At 45.8% G+C, this 17,082-nt stretch carries 15 protein-coding genes; 10 read left to right on the forward strand and 5 right to left on the reverse strand.

Features of this window, described 5'->3' with window-relative positions; all coding sequences use genetic code 11:
* Positions 1-118 precede the first annotated feature (118 nt).
* The 6 genes from acoA to NYE49_RS04405 all read left to right on the forward strand — a co-directional run bounded on the left by acoA (position 119) and on the right by NYE49_RS04405 (position 6,925).
* Positions 119-1,120, forward strand: a complete 1,002-nt coding sequence (gene acoA / locus NYE49_RS04380; protein ID WP_015383114.1) for an acetoin:2,6-dichlorophenolindophenol oxidoreductase subunit alpha — start codon at positions 119-121, stop codon at positions 1,118-1,120.
* Positions 1,121-1,123: 3 nt separating this feature from the next.
* On the forward strand, positions 1,124-2,152 hold the full coding sequence (gene acoB / locus NYE49_RS04385; protein WP_124048459.1) for an acetoin:2,6-dichlorophenolindophenol oxidoreductase subunit beta: 1,029 nt from the start codon (positions 1,124-1,126) through the stop codon (positions 2,150-2,152).
* A gap of 13 nt (positions 2,153-2,165) precedes the next feature.
* Positions 2,166-3,362: an acetoin dehydrogenase complex dihydrolipoyllysine-residue acetyltransferase gene (gene acoC, locus NYE49_RS04390; protein WP_047182290.1), complete on the forward strand. Its 1,197-nt coding sequence runs from the start codon at positions 2,166-2,168 to the stop codon at positions 3,360-3,362.
* 20 nt (positions 3,363-3,382) lie between these two features.
* Positions 3,383-4,759: an acetoin dehydrogenase complex dihydrolipoyl dehydrogenase gene (gene acoL, locus NYE49_RS04395; RefSeq protein ID WP_047182291.1), complete on the forward strand. Its 1,377-nt coding sequence runs from the start codon at positions 3,383-3,385 to the stop codon at positions 4,757-4,759.
* A gap of 115 nt (positions 4,760-4,874) precedes the next feature.
* Positions 4,875-6,692 (forward strand): acetoin dehydrogenase operon transcriptional activator AcoR, encoded by a 1,818-nt coding sequence (gene acoR / locus NYE49_RS04400; protein WP_047182292.1) that lies wholly within the window; start codon positions 4,875-4,877, stop codon positions 6,690-6,692.
* Between the two features lie 53 nt (positions 6,693-6,745).
* Positions 6,746-6,925 carry a small acid-soluble spore protein H gene (locus NYE49_RS04405; protein ID WP_015383119.1) on the forward strand — a complete coding sequence of 60 codons (180 nt, stop codon included), beginning with the start codon at positions 6,746-6,748 and terminating at the stop codon, positions 6,923-6,925.
* Between the two features lie 35 nt (positions 6,926-6,960).
* Here the strand turns inward: NYE49_RS04405 and NYE49_RS04410 are convergent, their stop codons facing one another.
* Genes NYE49_RS04410 through NYE49_RS04430 form a run of 5 tightly spaced genes read right to left on the reverse strand, consistent with a single transcriptional unit; the run spans position 6,961 to position 10,251 of the window.
* The gene (locus tag NYE49_RS04410) at positions 6,961-7,290 is read right to left on the reverse strand and encodes a YnfA family protein (protein WP_015383120.1); all 330 of its coding nucleotides are present in this window, start codon (positions 7,288-7,290) and stop codon (positions 6,961-6,963) included.
* A 49-nt stretch (positions 7,291-7,339) separates the two neighbouring features.
* Positions 7,340-7,897, reverse strand: coding sequence for a YfjD family protein (locus tag NYE49_RS04415; protein WP_174616569.1), 558 nt, complete (start codon positions 7,895-7,897; stop codon positions 7,340-7,342).
* Between the two features lie 31 nt (positions 7,898-7,928).
* The gene (locus NYE49_RS04420) at positions 7,929-8,696 is read right to left on the reverse strand and encodes a hypothetical protein (protein ID WP_003243767.1); all 768 of its coding nucleotides are present in this window, start codon (positions 8,694-8,696) and stop codon (positions 7,929-7,931) included.
* An 11-nt stretch (positions 8,697-8,707) separates the two neighbouring features.
* Entirely contained in the window at positions 8,708-9,931 is a 1,224-nt protein-coding gene (locus tag NYE49_RS04425; protein ID WP_003243998.1) for a hypothetical protein, read from the reverse strand.
* Positions 9,932-9,936: 5 nt separating this feature from the next.
* Complete coding sequence (locus tag NYE49_RS04430; protein ID WP_003243177.1) at positions 9,937-10,251, reverse strand: WXG100 family type VII secretion target; 315 nt, start codon at positions 10,249-10,251, stop codon at positions 9,937-9,939.
* A 335-nt stretch (positions 10,252-10,586) separates the two neighbouring features.
* On the opposite strand from NYE49_RS04430, the gene glvA reads away from it, so the two are divergent.
* The 4 genes from glvA (at position 10,587) to NYE49_RS04450 (ending at position 16,820) form a co-directional block, all read left to right on the forward strand.
* Positions 10,587-11,936: a maltose-6'-phosphate glucosidase gene (gene glvA, locus NYE49_RS04435; protein WP_174616568.1), complete on the forward strand. Its 1,350-nt coding sequence runs from the start codon at positions 10,587-10,589 to the stop codon at positions 11,934-11,936.
* 64 nt (positions 11,937-12,000) lie between these two features.
* On the forward strand, positions 12,001-12,765 hold the full coding sequence (gene glvR / locus NYE49_RS04440; protein WP_100506796.1) for a MurR/RpiR family transcriptional regulator GlvR: 765 nt from the start codon (positions 12,001-12,003) through the stop codon (positions 12,763-12,765).
* Between the two features lie 14 nt (positions 12,766-12,779).
* Positions 12,780-14,363, forward strand: a complete 1,584-nt coding sequence (gene malP, locus NYE49_RS04445; RefSeq protein WP_063335701.1) for a PTS maltose transporter subunit IIBC — start codon at positions 12,780-12,782, stop codon at positions 14,361-14,363.
* Between the two features lie 123 nt (positions 14,364-14,486).
* The gene (locus NYE49_RS04450; RefSeq protein ID WP_043940076.1) at positions 14,487-16,820 is read left to right on the forward strand and encodes a peptidase G2 autoproteolytic cleavage domain-containing protein; all 2,334 of its coding nucleotides are present in this window, start codon (positions 14,487-14,489) and stop codon (positions 16,818-16,820) included.
* Positions 16,821-17,082 lie beyond the last annotated feature (262 nt).

Here is a 17,082-nt window from a genome sequence, read left to right on the forward strand (position 1 = left end):
ACACACGTCTCAAACTGTCTCCAAAGTGAAGACGAGAAGACTGGTTTTACGGGCTCAAAAGACTGGCACACTTCTTGCATTTATAATGGTGAACCCTAAATAGAAGGAGGCGCACAAAATGGAATTGTTAAAACGAGAAGGCTTGTCATTAACTGAGGAAAAAGCGCTGTGGATGTACCAAAAGATGCTGGAGATCAGGGGCTTTGAAGACAAAGTGCATGAACTGTTCGCCCAGGGAGTGCTTCCCGGATTCGTTCATTTATATGCCGGTGAGGAAGCTGTGGCTGTAGGGGTGTGCGCTCATTTACATGATGGCGACAGCATTACAAGCACCCACAGGGGACATGGACATTGTATCGCCAAAGGCTGTGATTTGGACGGCATGATGGCGGAAATTTTCGGAAAAGCGACCGGATTGTGCAAAGGCAAGGGCGGTTCTATGCACATTGCGGATCTTGATAAAGGCATGTTAGGCGCAAATGGAATCGTCGGGGGCGGCTTTACGCTCGCATGCGGATCGGCGCTCACGGCTAAATATAAACAGACTAAAAATGTAAGCGTTTGCTTTTTCGGGGACGGGGCAAATAACCAAGGCACCTTCCACGAAGGGCTGAATTTAGCGGCTGTATGGAACCTTCCTGTCGTGTTTGTTGCTGAAAACAACGGCTATGGCGAAGCTACCCCATTTGAGTACGCATCAGCCTGTGATTCAATCGCCGATCGGGCGGCTGCTTATAACATGCCGGGGGTTACAGTTGACGGCAAAGATATTTTAGCAGTTTACCAGGCAGCCGAGGAAGCGATAGAAAGAGCAAGAAACGGCGGCGGCCCGTCTTTGATTGAATGTATGACCTACAGAAACTACGGCCATTTCGAAGGAGATGCCCAAACCTATAAAACGAAGGATGAAAGAGTTGAGCACCTTGAAGAAAAAGATGCCATTCAAGGTTTTAAAAACTACCTTTTAAAAGAAACAGATGCTAATAAGCTGTCAGACATTGAACAGCGTGTCAGCGAATCGATTGAAAAAGCCGTTTCGTTCAGCGAAGACAGTCCATATCCAAAAGATTCGGAGCTGCTGACAGATGTGTACGTGTCATATGAAAAAGGAGGAATGTAAGAGATGGCGAGAGTCATAAGCATGTCAGACGCGATCAATGAAGCAATGAAGCTTGCGATGAGAAAAGACGAAAATGTGCTTTTGATCGGTGAGGATGTCGCCGGGGGAGCGGCGGTCGATCATTTGCAGGATGATGAAGCATGGGGCGGTGTATTAGGGGTCACAAAGGGACTCGTACAGGAATTCGGGCGTACAAGAGTGCTGGACACTCCGATTTCTGAGGCGGGCTATATGGGTGCGGCTATGGCTGCGGCATCAACCGGTTTGAGACCAATTGCCGAGCTGATGTTTAACGATTTTATCGGCACGTGCTTTGATCAGGTGATCAACCAAGGGGCGAAATTCCGTTATATGTTTGGCGGAAAAGCGCAAGTGCCGATTACCGTCCGCACCACATACGGAGCAGGGTTCCGGGCCGCTGCCCAGCATTCGCAAGCGCTGTATGGCCTTTTCACGAGCATCCCTGGACTGAAGACGGTTGTTCCATCCAATCCGTATGATGCCAAAGGTCTTCTGCTTGCAGCAATAGAAGATAATGATCCGGTGTTCTTCTTTGAAGACAAAACGTCCTACAACATGAAGGGCGAGGTGCCGGAAGATTATTATACAATTCCCCTCGGAAAGGCGGACATCAAACGTGAAGGCAAGGATGTCACGCTATTTGCAGTCGGCAAGCAGGTCAATACCGCGCTTGAAGCGGCTGCACAGCTTTCAGAGAGGGGCATCGAAGCCGAGGTGCTTGATCCCCGCAGTCTGTCTCCTCTGGATGAGGATGCGATTTTCACATCGTTAGAAAAAACAAACCGGCTGATCATCATTGATGAAGCCAATCCGCGATGCAGCATTGCCACGGATATTGCTGCGCTTGTTGCTGACAAGGGCTTTGATTTGCTTGATGCGCCGATTAAACGGATTACAGCGCCGCATACACCGGTTCCGTTTTCACCAGTGCTTGAAGATCAATATTTGCCGACACCAGATAAAATTGTCAGCGTCACGCTTGAATTGCTTGGCGAGCCGGCAATGAATTAAAGGGGGGACACAAATGGCGGTAAAAGTAGTGATGCCAAAATTGGGAATGGCCATGAAACAAGGGGAAGTATCGATATGGAATAAAAAAGTAGGCGACCCGGTTGAAAAGGGAGAAAGCATTGCCAGCATTCAATCGGAGAAAATTGAAATGGAGATCGAAGCGCCTGAAAAAGGAACGCTGATCGATATCAAAGTGAAAGAGGGAGAAGAGGTTCCGCCCGGCACAGCAATCTGCTATATCGGGGACGCCAATGAGTCGGTGCAGGAAGAGGCGAGCGCGCCTGTTGCTGAAGACAGTGTGCCGCAAGCCGTTCAGCCCGTCAAACAAGAAAACAAACCCGCAGCCTCCAAAAAAGATCGAATGAAAATATCTCCAGTCGCCAGGAAAATAGCAGAAAAAGCAGGATTAGACCTAAAACAGCTGAAAGGAACTGGACCAGGCGGACGAATCGTGAAGGATGACGTGACAAAGGCCCTTGCTGAACAGAAAAAAGATCAGGCAAAGCCTGTGTCGGAGCAGAATGCGCAGGAAATCCCGGTGACAGGCATGAGAAAGGTCATCGCTGTCCGAATGCAGGAAAGCTTAGCAAACAGCGCGCAGCTGACGATCACGATGAAAGCTGATATCACCAAGCTTGCCACTCTTCAAAAACAACTTTCACCAACTGCTGAAGAGAGATACGGCACAAAACTGACGATCACTCATTTTGTCTCAAGAGCCGCCGTTCTCGCTCTGCAAGCTCACCCTGTGCTGAACAGCTTTTATCAAAATGAGCGCATCATCACACATCCCCATGTACACCTTGGTATGGCTGTAGCCTTGGAAAATGGCTTAGTGGTGCCTGTAATCCGCCATGCTGAAAAGCTACCGCTGATAGAACTGGCTCAATCCATCTCAGAAAATGCCAAAAAAGCACGCGAGGGACGTGCGGGAAGCGAAGAACTGCAAGGCTCTACCTTCTCCATTACAAACCTTGGCTCGTTTGGAGTTGAGCATTTCACACCGATACTAAATCCGCCGGAAACAGGCATTCTCGGCATCGGAGCAAGCTATGACACGCCGGTGTATCAAGGGGAGGAGATCGTCAGAAGCACGATCCTGCCGCTCAGCCTGACATTTGATCACAGAGCGTGTGACGGCGCCCCAGCCGCTGCATTCCTGAAGGCGATGAAAACATATTTGGAAGAACCCGCAGCATTAATTTTATAGGAAAAGCAGGTGAAAACGACATGACATTAGCCATTATCGGCGGCGGACCTGCAGGCTATGCGGCTGCGGTTTCCGCGGCACAGCAGGGCAGAAACGTGCTGCTCATTGACAAAGGCAAGCTTGGGGGGACCTGCTTGAATGAAGGCTGCATCCCGACAAAGTCTTTGTTAGAAAGCGCAAACGTTCTTGATAAAATCAAGCATGCCGACAGCTTTGGAATCGAACTTCCGGCAGGTGCGATATCAGTCGATTGGAGTAAAATGCAAAGCCGAAAACAACAGGTTGTCAGTCAGCTTGTCCAAGGCGTTCAGTACCTAATGAAGAAAAATCAAATACAGGTTGTAAAGGGAACAGCCTCCTTTCTTTCTGAAAGAAAGCTTTTGATCGAAGGAGAAAACGGAAAAGAAATCAGAGAGGCGGACCAAGTATTGATTGCCTCCGGATCAGAGCCAATCGAGCTGCCTTTCGCCCCGTTTGACGGCGAATGGATCATCGACAGCAAAGACGCGCTTTCTCTTTCCGAGATTCCGTCTTCACTAGTCATTGTCGGCGGCGGTGTCATCGGGTGTGAGTATGCAGGGCTGTTCGCCAGATTGGGATCGAAGGTGACCATCATTGAAACAGCGGACCAGCTGATCCCGGCTGAAGACGAAGATATTGCCCGTCTTTTTCAGGAGAAACTTGAGGAAGACGGTGTCGAAGTGCATACCTCATCCAGATTAGAGCGGGTGGATCGGACGGCCAAAACGGCAATATGGAAAAGCGGTCAGCGAGAGTTTAAAACGAAGGCCGATTATGTGCTGGTGGCTATCGGCAGAAAACCCCGTCTTGACGGATTACAGCTTGAACAGGCCGAAGTTGATTTTTCTCCAAAGGGCATTCCGGTGAATGGGCACATGCAAACGAACGTGCCTCATATTTACGCGTGCGGAGATGCTATAGGGGGCATTCAGCTGGCGCATGCCGCTTTTCATGAGGGCATCATCGCTGCTTCTCATGCTTCCGGAAGGGATGTCAAAATCAATGAGAAACATGTGCCGCGCTGCATCTATACGTCCCCGGAAATCGCGTGTATCGGAATGACAGAACGTCAGGCAAGAAGCATATACGGCGATGTGAAAATTGGCGAATTTCCTTTTTCCGCAAACGGCAAGGCGCTCATTAAACAGCAAGCGGAAGGAAAGGTCAAATTCGTGGCTGAACCGGAATTCGGCGAAATCGTAGGTGTCTCGATGATTGGCCCGGACGTAACCGAGCTCATCGGCCAAGCGGCAGCGATCATGAATGGTGAGATGACGGCAGATATGGCGGAGCATTTTATCGCCGCGCATCCGACTTTATCGGAAACATTGCATGAGGCGCTGTTAAGCACGATCGGGCTTGCAGTACATGCATAATAAAGGAAAAAGCAGGTGCATGGATATAAGGCGCCTGCTTTTTTATTGTTGAAAGCGCTTTATTTTTCCCCTACAATAGATGAAAACGGCGTGTAAGGGAGGAGCGATCAAGGAAATGAATTCGGTCCCAAACGATTTGCAAACCTGGAAACGTTTTGTGAAAGACGGTGTGCTTGACGAAGCCCGATTAAGAAAACGGATTGCCGAGTCATGGCATCGCTGCAAAAAAGCTGAGGTCAATCCTTATTTAGAAAAAGGCCCGAAGGTTTTACAGCAAACGGAGCTGGATCAGCAGTCAAAAAAACATTCATTCTTCTTGACGACCGCAAAGCCTTACCTCGAAAAACTGCTGCCTGCCATAAAAGAAATGGAAATGATGGCGCTGCTAATTGATTCAGACGGTGTTGTTCTGGCATTGGACGGCCATTCCCGCGCGCTCTATGAAGCCAAACGCATCAACTTTGTCGAAGGGGCATGCTGGACGGAAACGGCTGTCGGAACAAATGCGATTGGCACGGCGCTCCACATTAGCGAGCCGGTTGCGATACAAGGATCAGAGCATTACTCCATTGCTTCCCATCTTTGGAACTGTTCAGCCGCTCCGATTCACCATGAGGATGGCAGCCTTGCGGGTGTGATTGACATATCGTGTCCGGCTGCAGGCGCGCATCCTCATATGCTAGGTATTGCCACTGCGATCGCCTATGCAGCTGAACGGGAACTCGCAGCTAAAAGCCGTGAGAAAGAGCTCGAGCTGATCAGCCGTTTTGGAGAGAGGGCTGCATCCAGTGTGCCGATGGTGCTATGCAATATCAAGCAGCACATCATCAGTGCGAGCATACCGATTCGAACCTCTATGCCGGATTGGCAGGGCCGGCACCTGTATGAGTTGAAGGAACGGGGCTACTCAATCGAAAAAGCTGTCACCATAGGAGATGGCGGCACTTGTTTTTATCTTTCGGAACAAAAGAAAAAGAAGGTGTTTCGATTCAATGGAGTGATCGGGAAAAGCGGCCGATCGCAAGCGATGCTGATGAACCTTGAACGTGCAGCTGCGGCAGATGCAACGGTCTGTTTGTCGGGCGAAACTGGTACGGGAAAGGAAGTCGCGGCTCGCGCGCTTCATGAGAACAGTGAGAGACGGCACGGTCCGTTTGTTGCTGTCAATTGCGGAGCGATTCCGTCTGATTTGATTGAAAGCGAACTGTTCGGATATGCAGAGGGCGCTTTTACGGGAGCGAAACGAAATGGCTATAAGGGCGCCTTTCAAAAAGCGAATCAAGGCACATTATTTTTAGATGAAATCGGAGAAATTTCCCACTCGATGCAGGTTGCACTTTTACGGGTGCTTCAGGAACGCAAGATAACGCCAATCGGCGGGACGAAAGAAATTCCGGTTGATATCAGAGTTATTGCCGCCACACATTGTGATTTACGCGAGCTTGCCGAAAACGGAAAAATCAGAGAGGACTTGTTTTACCGTCTTCATGTCTATCCAATTGAACTCCCTCCATTACGCGATCGCACCGAGGATATCCCGGATCTCTTTGAGTACTACAAACAGAAGAATCATTGGCCAGGCGAACTTCCTTCTGATTTTTGTAATGTGCTGAAGCAATGGAAGTGGCCGGGAAATATTCGCGAGCTGTTTAATGTATTTGAACGTCTTTCTATCAGATTTCCGGACGGCCGGCTGAGGGATGAATCGCTTCCTGCTTTACTGGAAGCCGCTGGATTGCCGGCCAGCTCTGCAGAAAAAAAGCCAACTGCTGCCGGCGTGCTTACTTTTCGTGAGCAAATCCAAAAGGATATGATGATCAAAGCGCTTGAATCTGCAAAAGGAAACGTCTCTCAAGCCGCAAAAATCAGCGGGATCCCCCGAAGCACTTTCTACAAACGCCTAAAAAAATTCAACTTGTCCGCTGAATCATAAAGCATACTTCCTTCAGGAAATGGAAACGTTATGTATTGAAGGAGGGTGTTACGATGAATATTCAAAGGGCGAAAGAAATTGTAGAATCTCCCGACATGAAGAAAGTAACATATAACGGCGTTCCTATATACATTCAGCACGTGAATGAAGAAAACGGAACAGCAAGAATTTATCCGCTTGACGAACCGCAAGAGGAGCATGAAGTGCAGCTGACTAACTTAAAAGAGGATTAAACAAAAATGGCCCGCTTCATAAGCAGGCCATTTTGTTATCCGCGCGGCGCAAATAAAATAACACAGACACCGATGAGACAAATGAATGCGCCGATCCAGTCATACAGATCAGGTGTTTTCCGGTCAACAAGCCATCCCCACAGGATCGCAAGCACGATGAATACTCCGCCATAAGCGGCGTATACACGGCCGAAGGATGGGAAGGACTGAAACGTAGGAAGAATGCCGTATACAATGAGGATCAGCGCCCCGGCGATTCCGTAGCCGGCTGGCTTTGCCTCTCTCAGCCATAGCCAAACCAGATATCCGCCGCCAATTTCGGCAAGCCCTGCCGCGAGAAATAAAAGAATGGTAATCAGCATCATGAGCACTCCTCAATTTGCATTTATCTTTCATTATAGAGGAGGAGAGCTTTTAAAGCTTCGGATGATTCTCAAATTCCTTCAAATACGCTTTTCGCTGAACCTCTGTAAATTGGCTGATCCAATTGTTTTGAGCCTCTTCATTCAAATGGGGAAGGATATAGCGTTCAACCGCTTCGAAAAACAACGGATTCGGAATGATGTTCCAAGTGGGAATGCGAATGGTCTTCTGATCAACGGTTTGGATCAATATATCTTCCTGGAAAATTTCTTTTAGACTAAATTTATGGCGGCTCATCTCAATTTTCTTGATATCAGTAAACGTAACAGACACTTTGTCAGTGAACACTTCTCCATTTTTTCCTGTCTTGATGCGGAAAATGGTATTTCCCCGCGGGGTGAAAGCCGGAAAGAAGATGATAAATAAATATAAACAAAACAAGGTGAACAGAAAGCCAGCAGGAATGGCTAATAGGTAATATTTCGTTTGAAACGTAATACCCATATAAAAGAGCCACAAACATGCTAATCCCATACCGGCAGATCCGACAAAAGCCCATATTCTCAGGAACATTTTGCTTTTGACTTCAATGATTTCTTGGTTTTTCAATGCTTTTCTCCTTTTGTTAATTCAATTCTTATCATTTTGAAATGATTTGATTTACAACATCCTTATGAGCAGGGAGGATAGAAAATTCATTCTGGGTGATGCCTGTGACAAGCCAAGTATGGTGGGCCCCCGGCAGGACAAATGCCATGTCAGCCACTTCAGGAGTGTTATCTTTGCCATATGCCAGACGCATAAGTGTATCCATTTTCCCTTTCCGCAAAGCCAGATCATTTGCAAATCGGGTAACGTCCTCTTGGTGGTCATGTTTTTCAAGGAACTCTTTTAGATATGAAGGGTTGTCTGAAGCGCCCTCCAAGAGTTTTTCAAATTCATTTGATGTCAATGTCACAATCGATTCTCTTTTATCCTCTGTATCTATTATATGTAAAAACTCATCTGTCTTAGCAAGTAACCCTTCACTTGATTCCATTTTTGTAATGCGATGGACTTGTTCATCAAAAAGGAGTTCGTGAGAGTAGGTGCCGAATTTTGATACATGGCAGGACACATTCTGTTCGGCGCCTTGCCCGTTAAATTTAGAAAGCTTCACTGTATAGTCAGCGTCGTTTAATACATGGATAAACGGACAGTACTCGTCCTTTAACCGATATTGATGGTTCCGATATTCCGCTGCATCCTTAGCTAAGAGTGAGCGGCAAGCTGCTTCGAACAAAGCGCCGAGCTGTTCATCTTCTATTTCCGGAAAATAGGCCTGCTTCAAGGCCATCCCCTGTTCAAAAAACCCTTCGCTGTAAAAGCAAAACAAGAGTTCTTCTATGCTAATTGTAAACTGCTTCATTGTTTATTCTCCTATCCAAATGAAAATTTCCCTTTAAGGAAATGGGTTGCGCCGTGTATAAGCGAATCCGCTGTTTTCTTTGCTTTTTCCATTCCTTTTTTCGCGCTGTCTATCCCTTTATGTATCGATTTATTCGCCGCATCGATGCCGTCATTCACTGATTTGACGACTTTGCCGGCTGATTCCAGCCCTTTTTTGGCTGTATCAACGACAGCATGGATCGGTTCTTTCAGCTTTAAGGCTGCTTTTTCGGCAAAACCGGCTGTATATTTGGCGATTTGTTCTCCGACGACTCCGCCAATGTATGAACCTGCTGCCCCAAGAAGGACAGTACCCACAGGTCCTGCAAAGCTTCCAATTGCACCGCCGATGACAGCACCAGCTGTGGCACCGCCGGCAACAAAAATCGTATTATTCACAGCATTCCCGACAGCCTTGGCGTTTTCACGCTTGAGAACTTCGGGTTTGTCCTGGTATTTTGCATAATTTTCAGCAATTTTCACGCCTGCTCCGAATGTTTCGGTCGCACCGGTAATCAGTGTGGCGGTAATGGCATTTCCTTTCGCGAATCTCAAGCCCGTTTTTCCCACATCCTTCAAAGTGGAGCGTACGCCGGCTTCATTAAGGAATCCTTTTGTGTAGCTTCTGACGCTGTTTGAAAAATCCACCGTGTCCTGAGGGAAGTATTTTGTAAACTTTTTATGTACCAAATCTGAAAATGGACGGTTTGTCTTTTTCAACAAATATTTAGGATTCAAAAGCACTCTTGCCGCTTTTTGATAACGTGAGCTGTCAACAGCCCTGGAAATATCCAAGAGCAGTTTTGAGTGCTGGGCTGTATGCAAGCCGCTTGGCTGTTTCACAAATTTTGTAAGCCCTAATCCGTAATATTTTCCCTGTGTCAGCATAAGAGCGGTTAAGCTTGTCATCGTACCGTATTTGTCGTAGGCATTGTAGAGCTTTCGCAAAATATCATCTTGTTCCACAAATTTATCGCCCGTTTTTCTGATGAAAATCTCATTGTCACTTAGCTTAGTGACGAGCGCTTTTCCTGAGCTCCACGCATCGCCGACTCCGGAAAAACAGCTGCTGTAGCGGGGATCGCATTGCAAAATCATCTGCCCCAGCTCCACATGCAGGTCCTTATATTTGTTTTCCATATCAGTTAATTCAGTGACTACATCATTTGCAAGCTGTTCGAGCTTATCCGGATCAACTGCAATGTTTCCTGACACACCGTTCACCTCCCGAGTTTATGTCTTTCCTCTCTTGCTTTACGCTCCAGTTCTTCCATTCTGGCAATTTCAGCTTTTCGTTCTTCTATTTTGACAGCGGCAGCCTTCAGCTCTTGGCTTGTTTCAAGCAGCTCCTGTTCGAATTGATCGTAGGCGGCTTTCGTTTCCTCGAAATCCTGGTCAAATGAATCTCTTGCTTTTCCCTGCCAAGCATCTCCCAATGCAGATAACCGGGATTCAAGCAGCATTTTGGAGCTTCTGACCTCTTCTGCGGCCGCACTGTACTTGTTTGCCAGCTCAATGACTTTATATGAGTCCAACTTTTGTCCCCTGCCTTTTCTAAATTCACGCACAATTGGATGTTTTATATAAATGATTATAAATAATTCGGCATGTATCCGAATCGTACAAAAGAACCTTTTCATAAGAATTGGAAGGGCGTATATTCACTTAAAATTCACAGTTGGTGAGACTTTAAGATTACAAAAAAGGTAAAAAAAACAAATCCCTCAGACATAAGGCAAATGAGAAATTTCCCGCTCTATGGGAAAAAACACTAAAGTTGATCAAATGACCTAAGTGCGCCAAACGTGTTACAGGACGCGCTTTCTCATGGTATAAATGAAATTGTAAACGTTATCAAGGAGGTCGTCATATGAAGAAAAAATCATCCTCAATCGTAATAGCGGGCGGAGGGAGCACTTTCACTCCAGGGATCGTACTGATGCTCTTGGACCATTTGGAGGAGTTTCCGATCAGAAAGCTGAAGCTGTATGATAATGATAAGGAGAGACAGGATCGAATTGCAGGCGCCTGTGACGTTTTTATCAGAGAAAAAGCGCCTGATATTGAATTTGCAGCGACGACTGACCCGGAAGAAGCTTTTACAGATGTCGATTTTGTTATGGCGCACATCAGAGTAGGGAAATACGCGATGCGTGCGCTTGATGAGCAAATTCCGTTGAAGTACGGAGTTGTCGGCCAGGAGACGTGCGGGTCGGGCGGGATCGCATACGGTATGCGTTCGATTGGCGGTGTGCTTGAAATATTAGATTACATGGAAAAATACTCGCCTGATGCGTGGATGCTCAATTATTCCAATCCGGCGGCGATTGTGGCTGAAGCTACGAGACGCCTTAGACCAAATTCTAAAATTCTCAATATCTGTGATATGCCGGTTGGGATCGAAGACCGGATGGCGCAAATTCTTGGCTTATCCTCAAGAAAAGAAATGAAGGTCCGCTATTACGGATTAAATCACTTCGGCTGGTGGACATCAATTCAGGATCAAGAGGGCAACGATTTAATGCCGAAGCTGAAGGAGCATGTATCTCAATACGGCTATATTCCGAAAACAGAGGCTGAAGCGGTGGAGGCGAGCTGGAATGACACATTCGCCAAAGCGCGTGACGTGCAGGCCGCAGATCCTGACACACTGCCGAATACGTATTTGCAATATTATTTGTTCCCGGATGATATGGTGAAAAAATCAAATCCGAATCATACGCGGGCAAATGAAGTGATGGAAGGGCGCGAAGCTTTTATTTTCAGCCAATGTGACATGATTACACGTGAGCAGTCCACGGAAAACAGCGAAATCAAAATCGATGACCACGCATCATATATCGTTGATCTTGCCCGGGCGATTGCCTACAACACAGGTGAAAGAATGCTGTTGATTGTTGAAAATAACGGCGCAATTGCGAACTTTGACCCGACTGCGATGGTCGAGGTGCCATGCATTGTCGGCTCAAATGGGCCTGAACCGATTACCGTCGGCACCATTCCGCAATTCCAAAAAGGGCTTATGGAGCAGCAGGTATCCGTTGAGAAGCTGACTGTTGAAGCGTGGGCGGAGAAATCGTTCCAAAAGCTGTGGCAGGCGCTAATTTTGTCAAAAACAGTGCCGAACGCGCGTGTGGCAAGACTCATTCTCGAGGATTTAATGGAGGCCAACAAAGACTTCTGGCCTGAGCTTGATCAAAGTCCGACCCGCATATCATAACTGAAATTCCCCCATTTTCGAATCTGTAATTGTATATAATAGAAAGAAAATGGGGGGATCTGATATGCAGCTCGAAGAACTGATCAATCAGCACTACAGCAAATTGAATGACAACGATTTTCATATTTTAAAATATATATTGAATCATAAGCACACATGCTATCACCTTGGAATCGACGCGCTGGCCAAAGCTTGCAGTGTATCGCGTTCCTCAATTTTACGGCTTGCCCAAAAGCTCGGTTTCAGCGGTTACAGTGAATTTCGCGTCTTTTTAAAGTGGGAAGATCAGCCGGAAGAAGGCGAGAGTATGAGTTTTCAAAAGCTGCTTGATGATATTGAAGCAAATTTGAAGTTCTTACGGACAAAGGACATGACGGACATGTGCCAGCTGATTGATGCAGCGGACCGCATTTTCGTCTACGGTTCAGGAAATGCGCAAAAGATATGCGCCCGCGACCTGCAAAGAATGTTTATTCCGCGCCATCGCTATCTTATTTTAATTGAAGACACAAATGAATTTAATTTGATGCGCGATGATTTTAAAGTAAACGATCTGTTTATCGTCATTTCTCTTTCCGGAGAAACACCGGAGCTGATTCCTCAGGCAAGAATGCTTTCTGCAAAGGGTATTCCCTTTATTTCCATTACGAATTTAAAAAACAATGTCCTCGCCCAGCTGACTCCGCATAATCTTTATGCGACAAGCAAACCTGTGACATTAAGCGATAAAACGGAAATTGTCGCTTTTGCACCGTTTTTTCTCGTTGGCGAAGCATTGTTCCGCGCATATGTTGATTACAAAGAGGCAGAAAAAAATGACAATGAGTAGCAGGGGGTTCTGGTATGATGCAAAAAATTCAGCGCTTTGGAAGCGCGATGTTTGTGCCTGTTTTATTATTCGCGTTCGCCGGCATTATCGTCGGTATCAGCACGCTCTTTAAAAATAAAACCCTCATGGGCCCGCTCGCCGATCCTGACGGTTTTTGGTATCAGTGCTGGTATATCATTGAGCAGGGCGGCTGGACTGTCTTTAACCAAATGCCGCTCTTATTCGCCATTGGCATCCCGGTTGCTTTGGCGAAGAAAGCTCAGGCACGCGCTTGTTTGGAAGCGCTTACTGTTTACCTGACATTCAACTATTTTGTCAGCGCGATATTGACGGTATGGGGAGGAGCATTTGGCGTCGACATGAACCAAGAGGTCGGCGGAACGAGCGGGTTAACGATGATTGCAGGCATTAAAACGCTCGACACCAACATTATCGGGGCCATCTTTATTTCTTCGATTGTCGTCTTTTTGCATAATCGCTATTTTGATAAAAAACTGCCCGATTTTCTCGGCATCTTTCAAGGCTCAACATATATCGTGATGATTTCCTTCTTTATTATGATTCCGATTGCCTTGGCTGTGTCTTATATTTGGCCGATGGTTCAATCGGGAATCGGCTCGCTTCAAAGCTTCCTGGTTGCTTCTGGGGCGGTGGGCGTTTGGATATACACGTTTTTGGAACGGATTTTAATTCCAACTGGCCTTCATCACTTTATTTACACGCCGTTTATTTATGGCCCGGCTGTAGCGGAAGGCGGGATCGTCACGTATTGGGCACAGCATCTTGGCGAATATTCGCAAAGCGCCAAACCGCTGAAGGAGCTCTTTCCGCAAGGCGGATTCGCGCTTCACGGCAACTCGAAAATCTTCGGTATTCCGGGTATCGCTCTGGCTTTTTATGTGACAGCCAAAAAGGAAAAGAAAAAACTCGTCGCAGGGCTGCTGATTCCTGTCACACTGACAGCGATTGTCGCCGGGATTACAGAGCCGATTGAGTTTACGTTCTTATTCATTTCACCTTTCTTATTTGCGGTTCACGCCGTGCTTGCCGCCACAATGTCGACAGTTATGTATATGGCCGGCGTCGTAGGAAATATGGGAGGCGGGCTGATTGAGGCGGTAACCTTGAACTGGATTCCGCTCTTTGGCAGCCACGGTATGACATATGTGTATCAAATTTTGATCGGGCTCTCGTTTACAGCAATTTATTTTTTCGTCTTCAGATTTTTAATCCTCAAATTCAATATCGCTACACCAGGACGGGAAAAGGATGAACAGCAGGAAACAAAGCTATATTCGAAAAAGGAATATAGAGAACGAAAAAACAAGGAGGAAACGGCCTCCGCTGCTGAAACGGCTGATGACACCGCTTTTCTGTATATTGAAGCGCTGGGCGGAAAAGACAACATCACTGAAGTCACAAACTGCGCCACCCGCCTCAGAGTCAGTGTCAAGGATGAAACAAAGGTTGAACCCGACAGCGTATTCCGCGCGCTGGGCGCACACGGCGTTGTCAGGAACGGGAAGGCGTTTCAGGTAATTATCGGATTAAGCGTACCGCAGATGCGGGAGCGTGTGGAAAAATTACTAAATGAATAGGTGAAATTATTTGATCAGTGCGCTGTTTAAAGACAGCGCTTTTTTGTTTGTCATACGTTTGCCACTTATAAGTGCAAGGGATGTTATGTTTCTTAAAAACTGAAACCAATAGGGGGAGTAAAAATGGAAAATTATACAACGTTTTTAGGTCTTTACAAACCTGAAAGCACAGAAAGTATTGAGATTGATTCCAAGCTTGCCGAGAATTTCGAAACGATTGATAGTAAAATTGGGATTGCATTAAGTAATGGAATAACAACTTTTGAAAACTTAAATGAAAGACTCAAAATGTATGAGAACAGATTTGAGTACCTTGATGAACGAAACGTAATGGATTATGGAGCTAAAGGAGACGGGGTCACAGATGATACGCAAGCATTTCATGATGCGATGGCCGAAGGCGGTTATCTCATAAAAGTTCCTGCAGGCGTATTTAGGGTATCTGGCTTGCTCGTTCCTTCGAATACAATGCTGGTTGGAGCGGGTAAAAAAAGGACCATCATCAAGTTATTAGACGATACGCCAGTTGGTCACTCTGTACTCACCAATAGTGATCATACAAATGGTAATGAAAATATCTACATTGGACATTTGACACTGGACTGGAATAAAGATACGCGTCCTGCTGGATGGAAGATCCCTAAGGGGCCCACTTCAAGCTGCTTGCTTTTTGCAAATGTGGATTACTCTTTTGTAGAGCATGTTTTTGCAAAAAATGCCGGCCTTCACGGGTTTGATGCTACAAGCCCTAATTATAACAGACACGGAGAAAATGATGATCCTACCTTTTATCAGCCTGGTGGCTGCAACTTTGTAACCTTCTCATATTGCGAAGCAACAGGCTCTGGCGATGATAATTTCACATGTCACTTTGGAAAGCATACGACTTTCAGTCATTGTCTTTCTTACCATCCGATGGGGTTAAATGATGGGTCTTCAAATACAAACTGTTTTGAAATCGATGATGGCTCTCAGGATGTAATGGTTGATAGCTGCATCGCAATTGGAGGAGTTCGAGGATTTGAAATTAAAGCTCATGATTATGCTCCGGCTGCAAAAAGAGTTCAACTTGTGAACTGCCGTGCCTATGAAAATGCAATTAGTTTTTGCATTCGGCATATAGGACACCACACAGCAAGTGATCCTCAATCAGCATCAGCTCATGACGTTCAGCTGGCTAACTGTATCGCATATAACCCTAAGCCAAGTGATCTGTACAAAGGGGCAGGGCCGAATGCATTGCAAATTTCAGGTTACGATGGCGTCAATGTGGTTAATTTTCATGCTATATGCGATGATTCCTCCATTAACTATAAGGGAAATTCAGTCGTAAGCGTGTATTATAAAGGGCGTCTAATCAATTTAAAGAATATAACGATTCGAGGATTTAAAACTGCTGATAATGATCTTTATATTGTAGGTGGCGACAATTCTGTCGGCAAGGTAATGATTGATGGTGTCACATTGATCGATTCAGCCGAAAAGGGTGTTGTTTTTGGGAGCGGTATGTACGAGTCTGTAGTTAGTAATGTATGGGGGCAAAGATCGCCTAAAAATAACAGTGGTACAGTTGGGATTTTTTCTGTTGACCCTGATCTTAATGTTTCTAATTGTGACTTTTCAGGCTACGAAACAGATTTTAAGATTGGCGGCGTCGTGACGCCGTACTTTTTGTTTAAACATAAAGGAAGCGGGATTATTGGCTCTCGTGATTCCCACGCTACTGGAAATAATAATTTTGTAGCTGGATCTGTTCGAAGCAGAGCAACTGGGGCTGCTCAATCTTCTGTGATAGCCTCATATAATACGATCAATCCGAACTCAGACTCTGTTGCTCTAGGATGGGCAAGTGGGAGCACACCATCCTCATCAAACAGAAAGATAGAATTTCATGCAAAAGATGGAACGATTAAGGCTTCAGGAAGCATAAAAAGTTCCCAAACGTTCTCGGATTACGCTGAATATTTTGAGAGCCTAAGCGGTGAAAAAATTCCGGCAGGAACCCTAGTTACTTTGGAGGGTGATAAAATTAGACCTGCAAAAAAAGGTGACTTTATGCTTGGAGTTATTTCTGAAACAGCTGGTGTGATACTTGGTGAGTCAAGCTTCCATTGGTCTGGAAGATACCTGAAGAATGATTTTGGCGGGTATATTTATGAAAAACAGAAAGGTGCCAATGGCCAAATCGTCATGGCGCCTATGGAAAACCCTGATTATAAGCCAGATAAGAACTATGCCTCTAGGGAAGAGAGGGATGAATGGAATGTTGTGGGCCTTGTAGGACAGGTTTATGTAAGATGCGACAGCACAGTAGAAGCCGGAGACTTTATTCAAGCGCATAACAACGGAATTGCTACAAAAACGGTATCTCCTAAACAAAGGTGGCAGGTCATGAGAGTCATCAAAGAGTTCGACAAAAGTAAGGGATATGGAGTGGTTTTAGTTTTTATTCGGTAACATTAAAATGTACAGATTCTAAATAGAGTGCTTAACAATGCACTCTATTTAGAGTTTTAATTAGATTTTAGAAATTTTTCACCGCATTTTTATGAGATTATATTCCTCGCAAAAAGGTCTTCATTTTAAAATTCATCTTTTTCATTATTCCTACGGTTCCAGCAATCTTCCTAATTTATCTAAGTCTATCCAGCACCTCAACTTGAGTAGAGTAAAATCTTTGATATTTTTTAATGAACGCAGATCAGCAGTGAATAGCTCT

It is taken from the genome of Bacillus sp. FSL L8-0358 (genome assembly GCF_038593095.1).
GTDB classification, from domain to species: domain Bacteria; phylum Bacillota; class Bacilli; order Bacillales; family Bacillaceae; genus Bacillus; species Bacillus subtilis.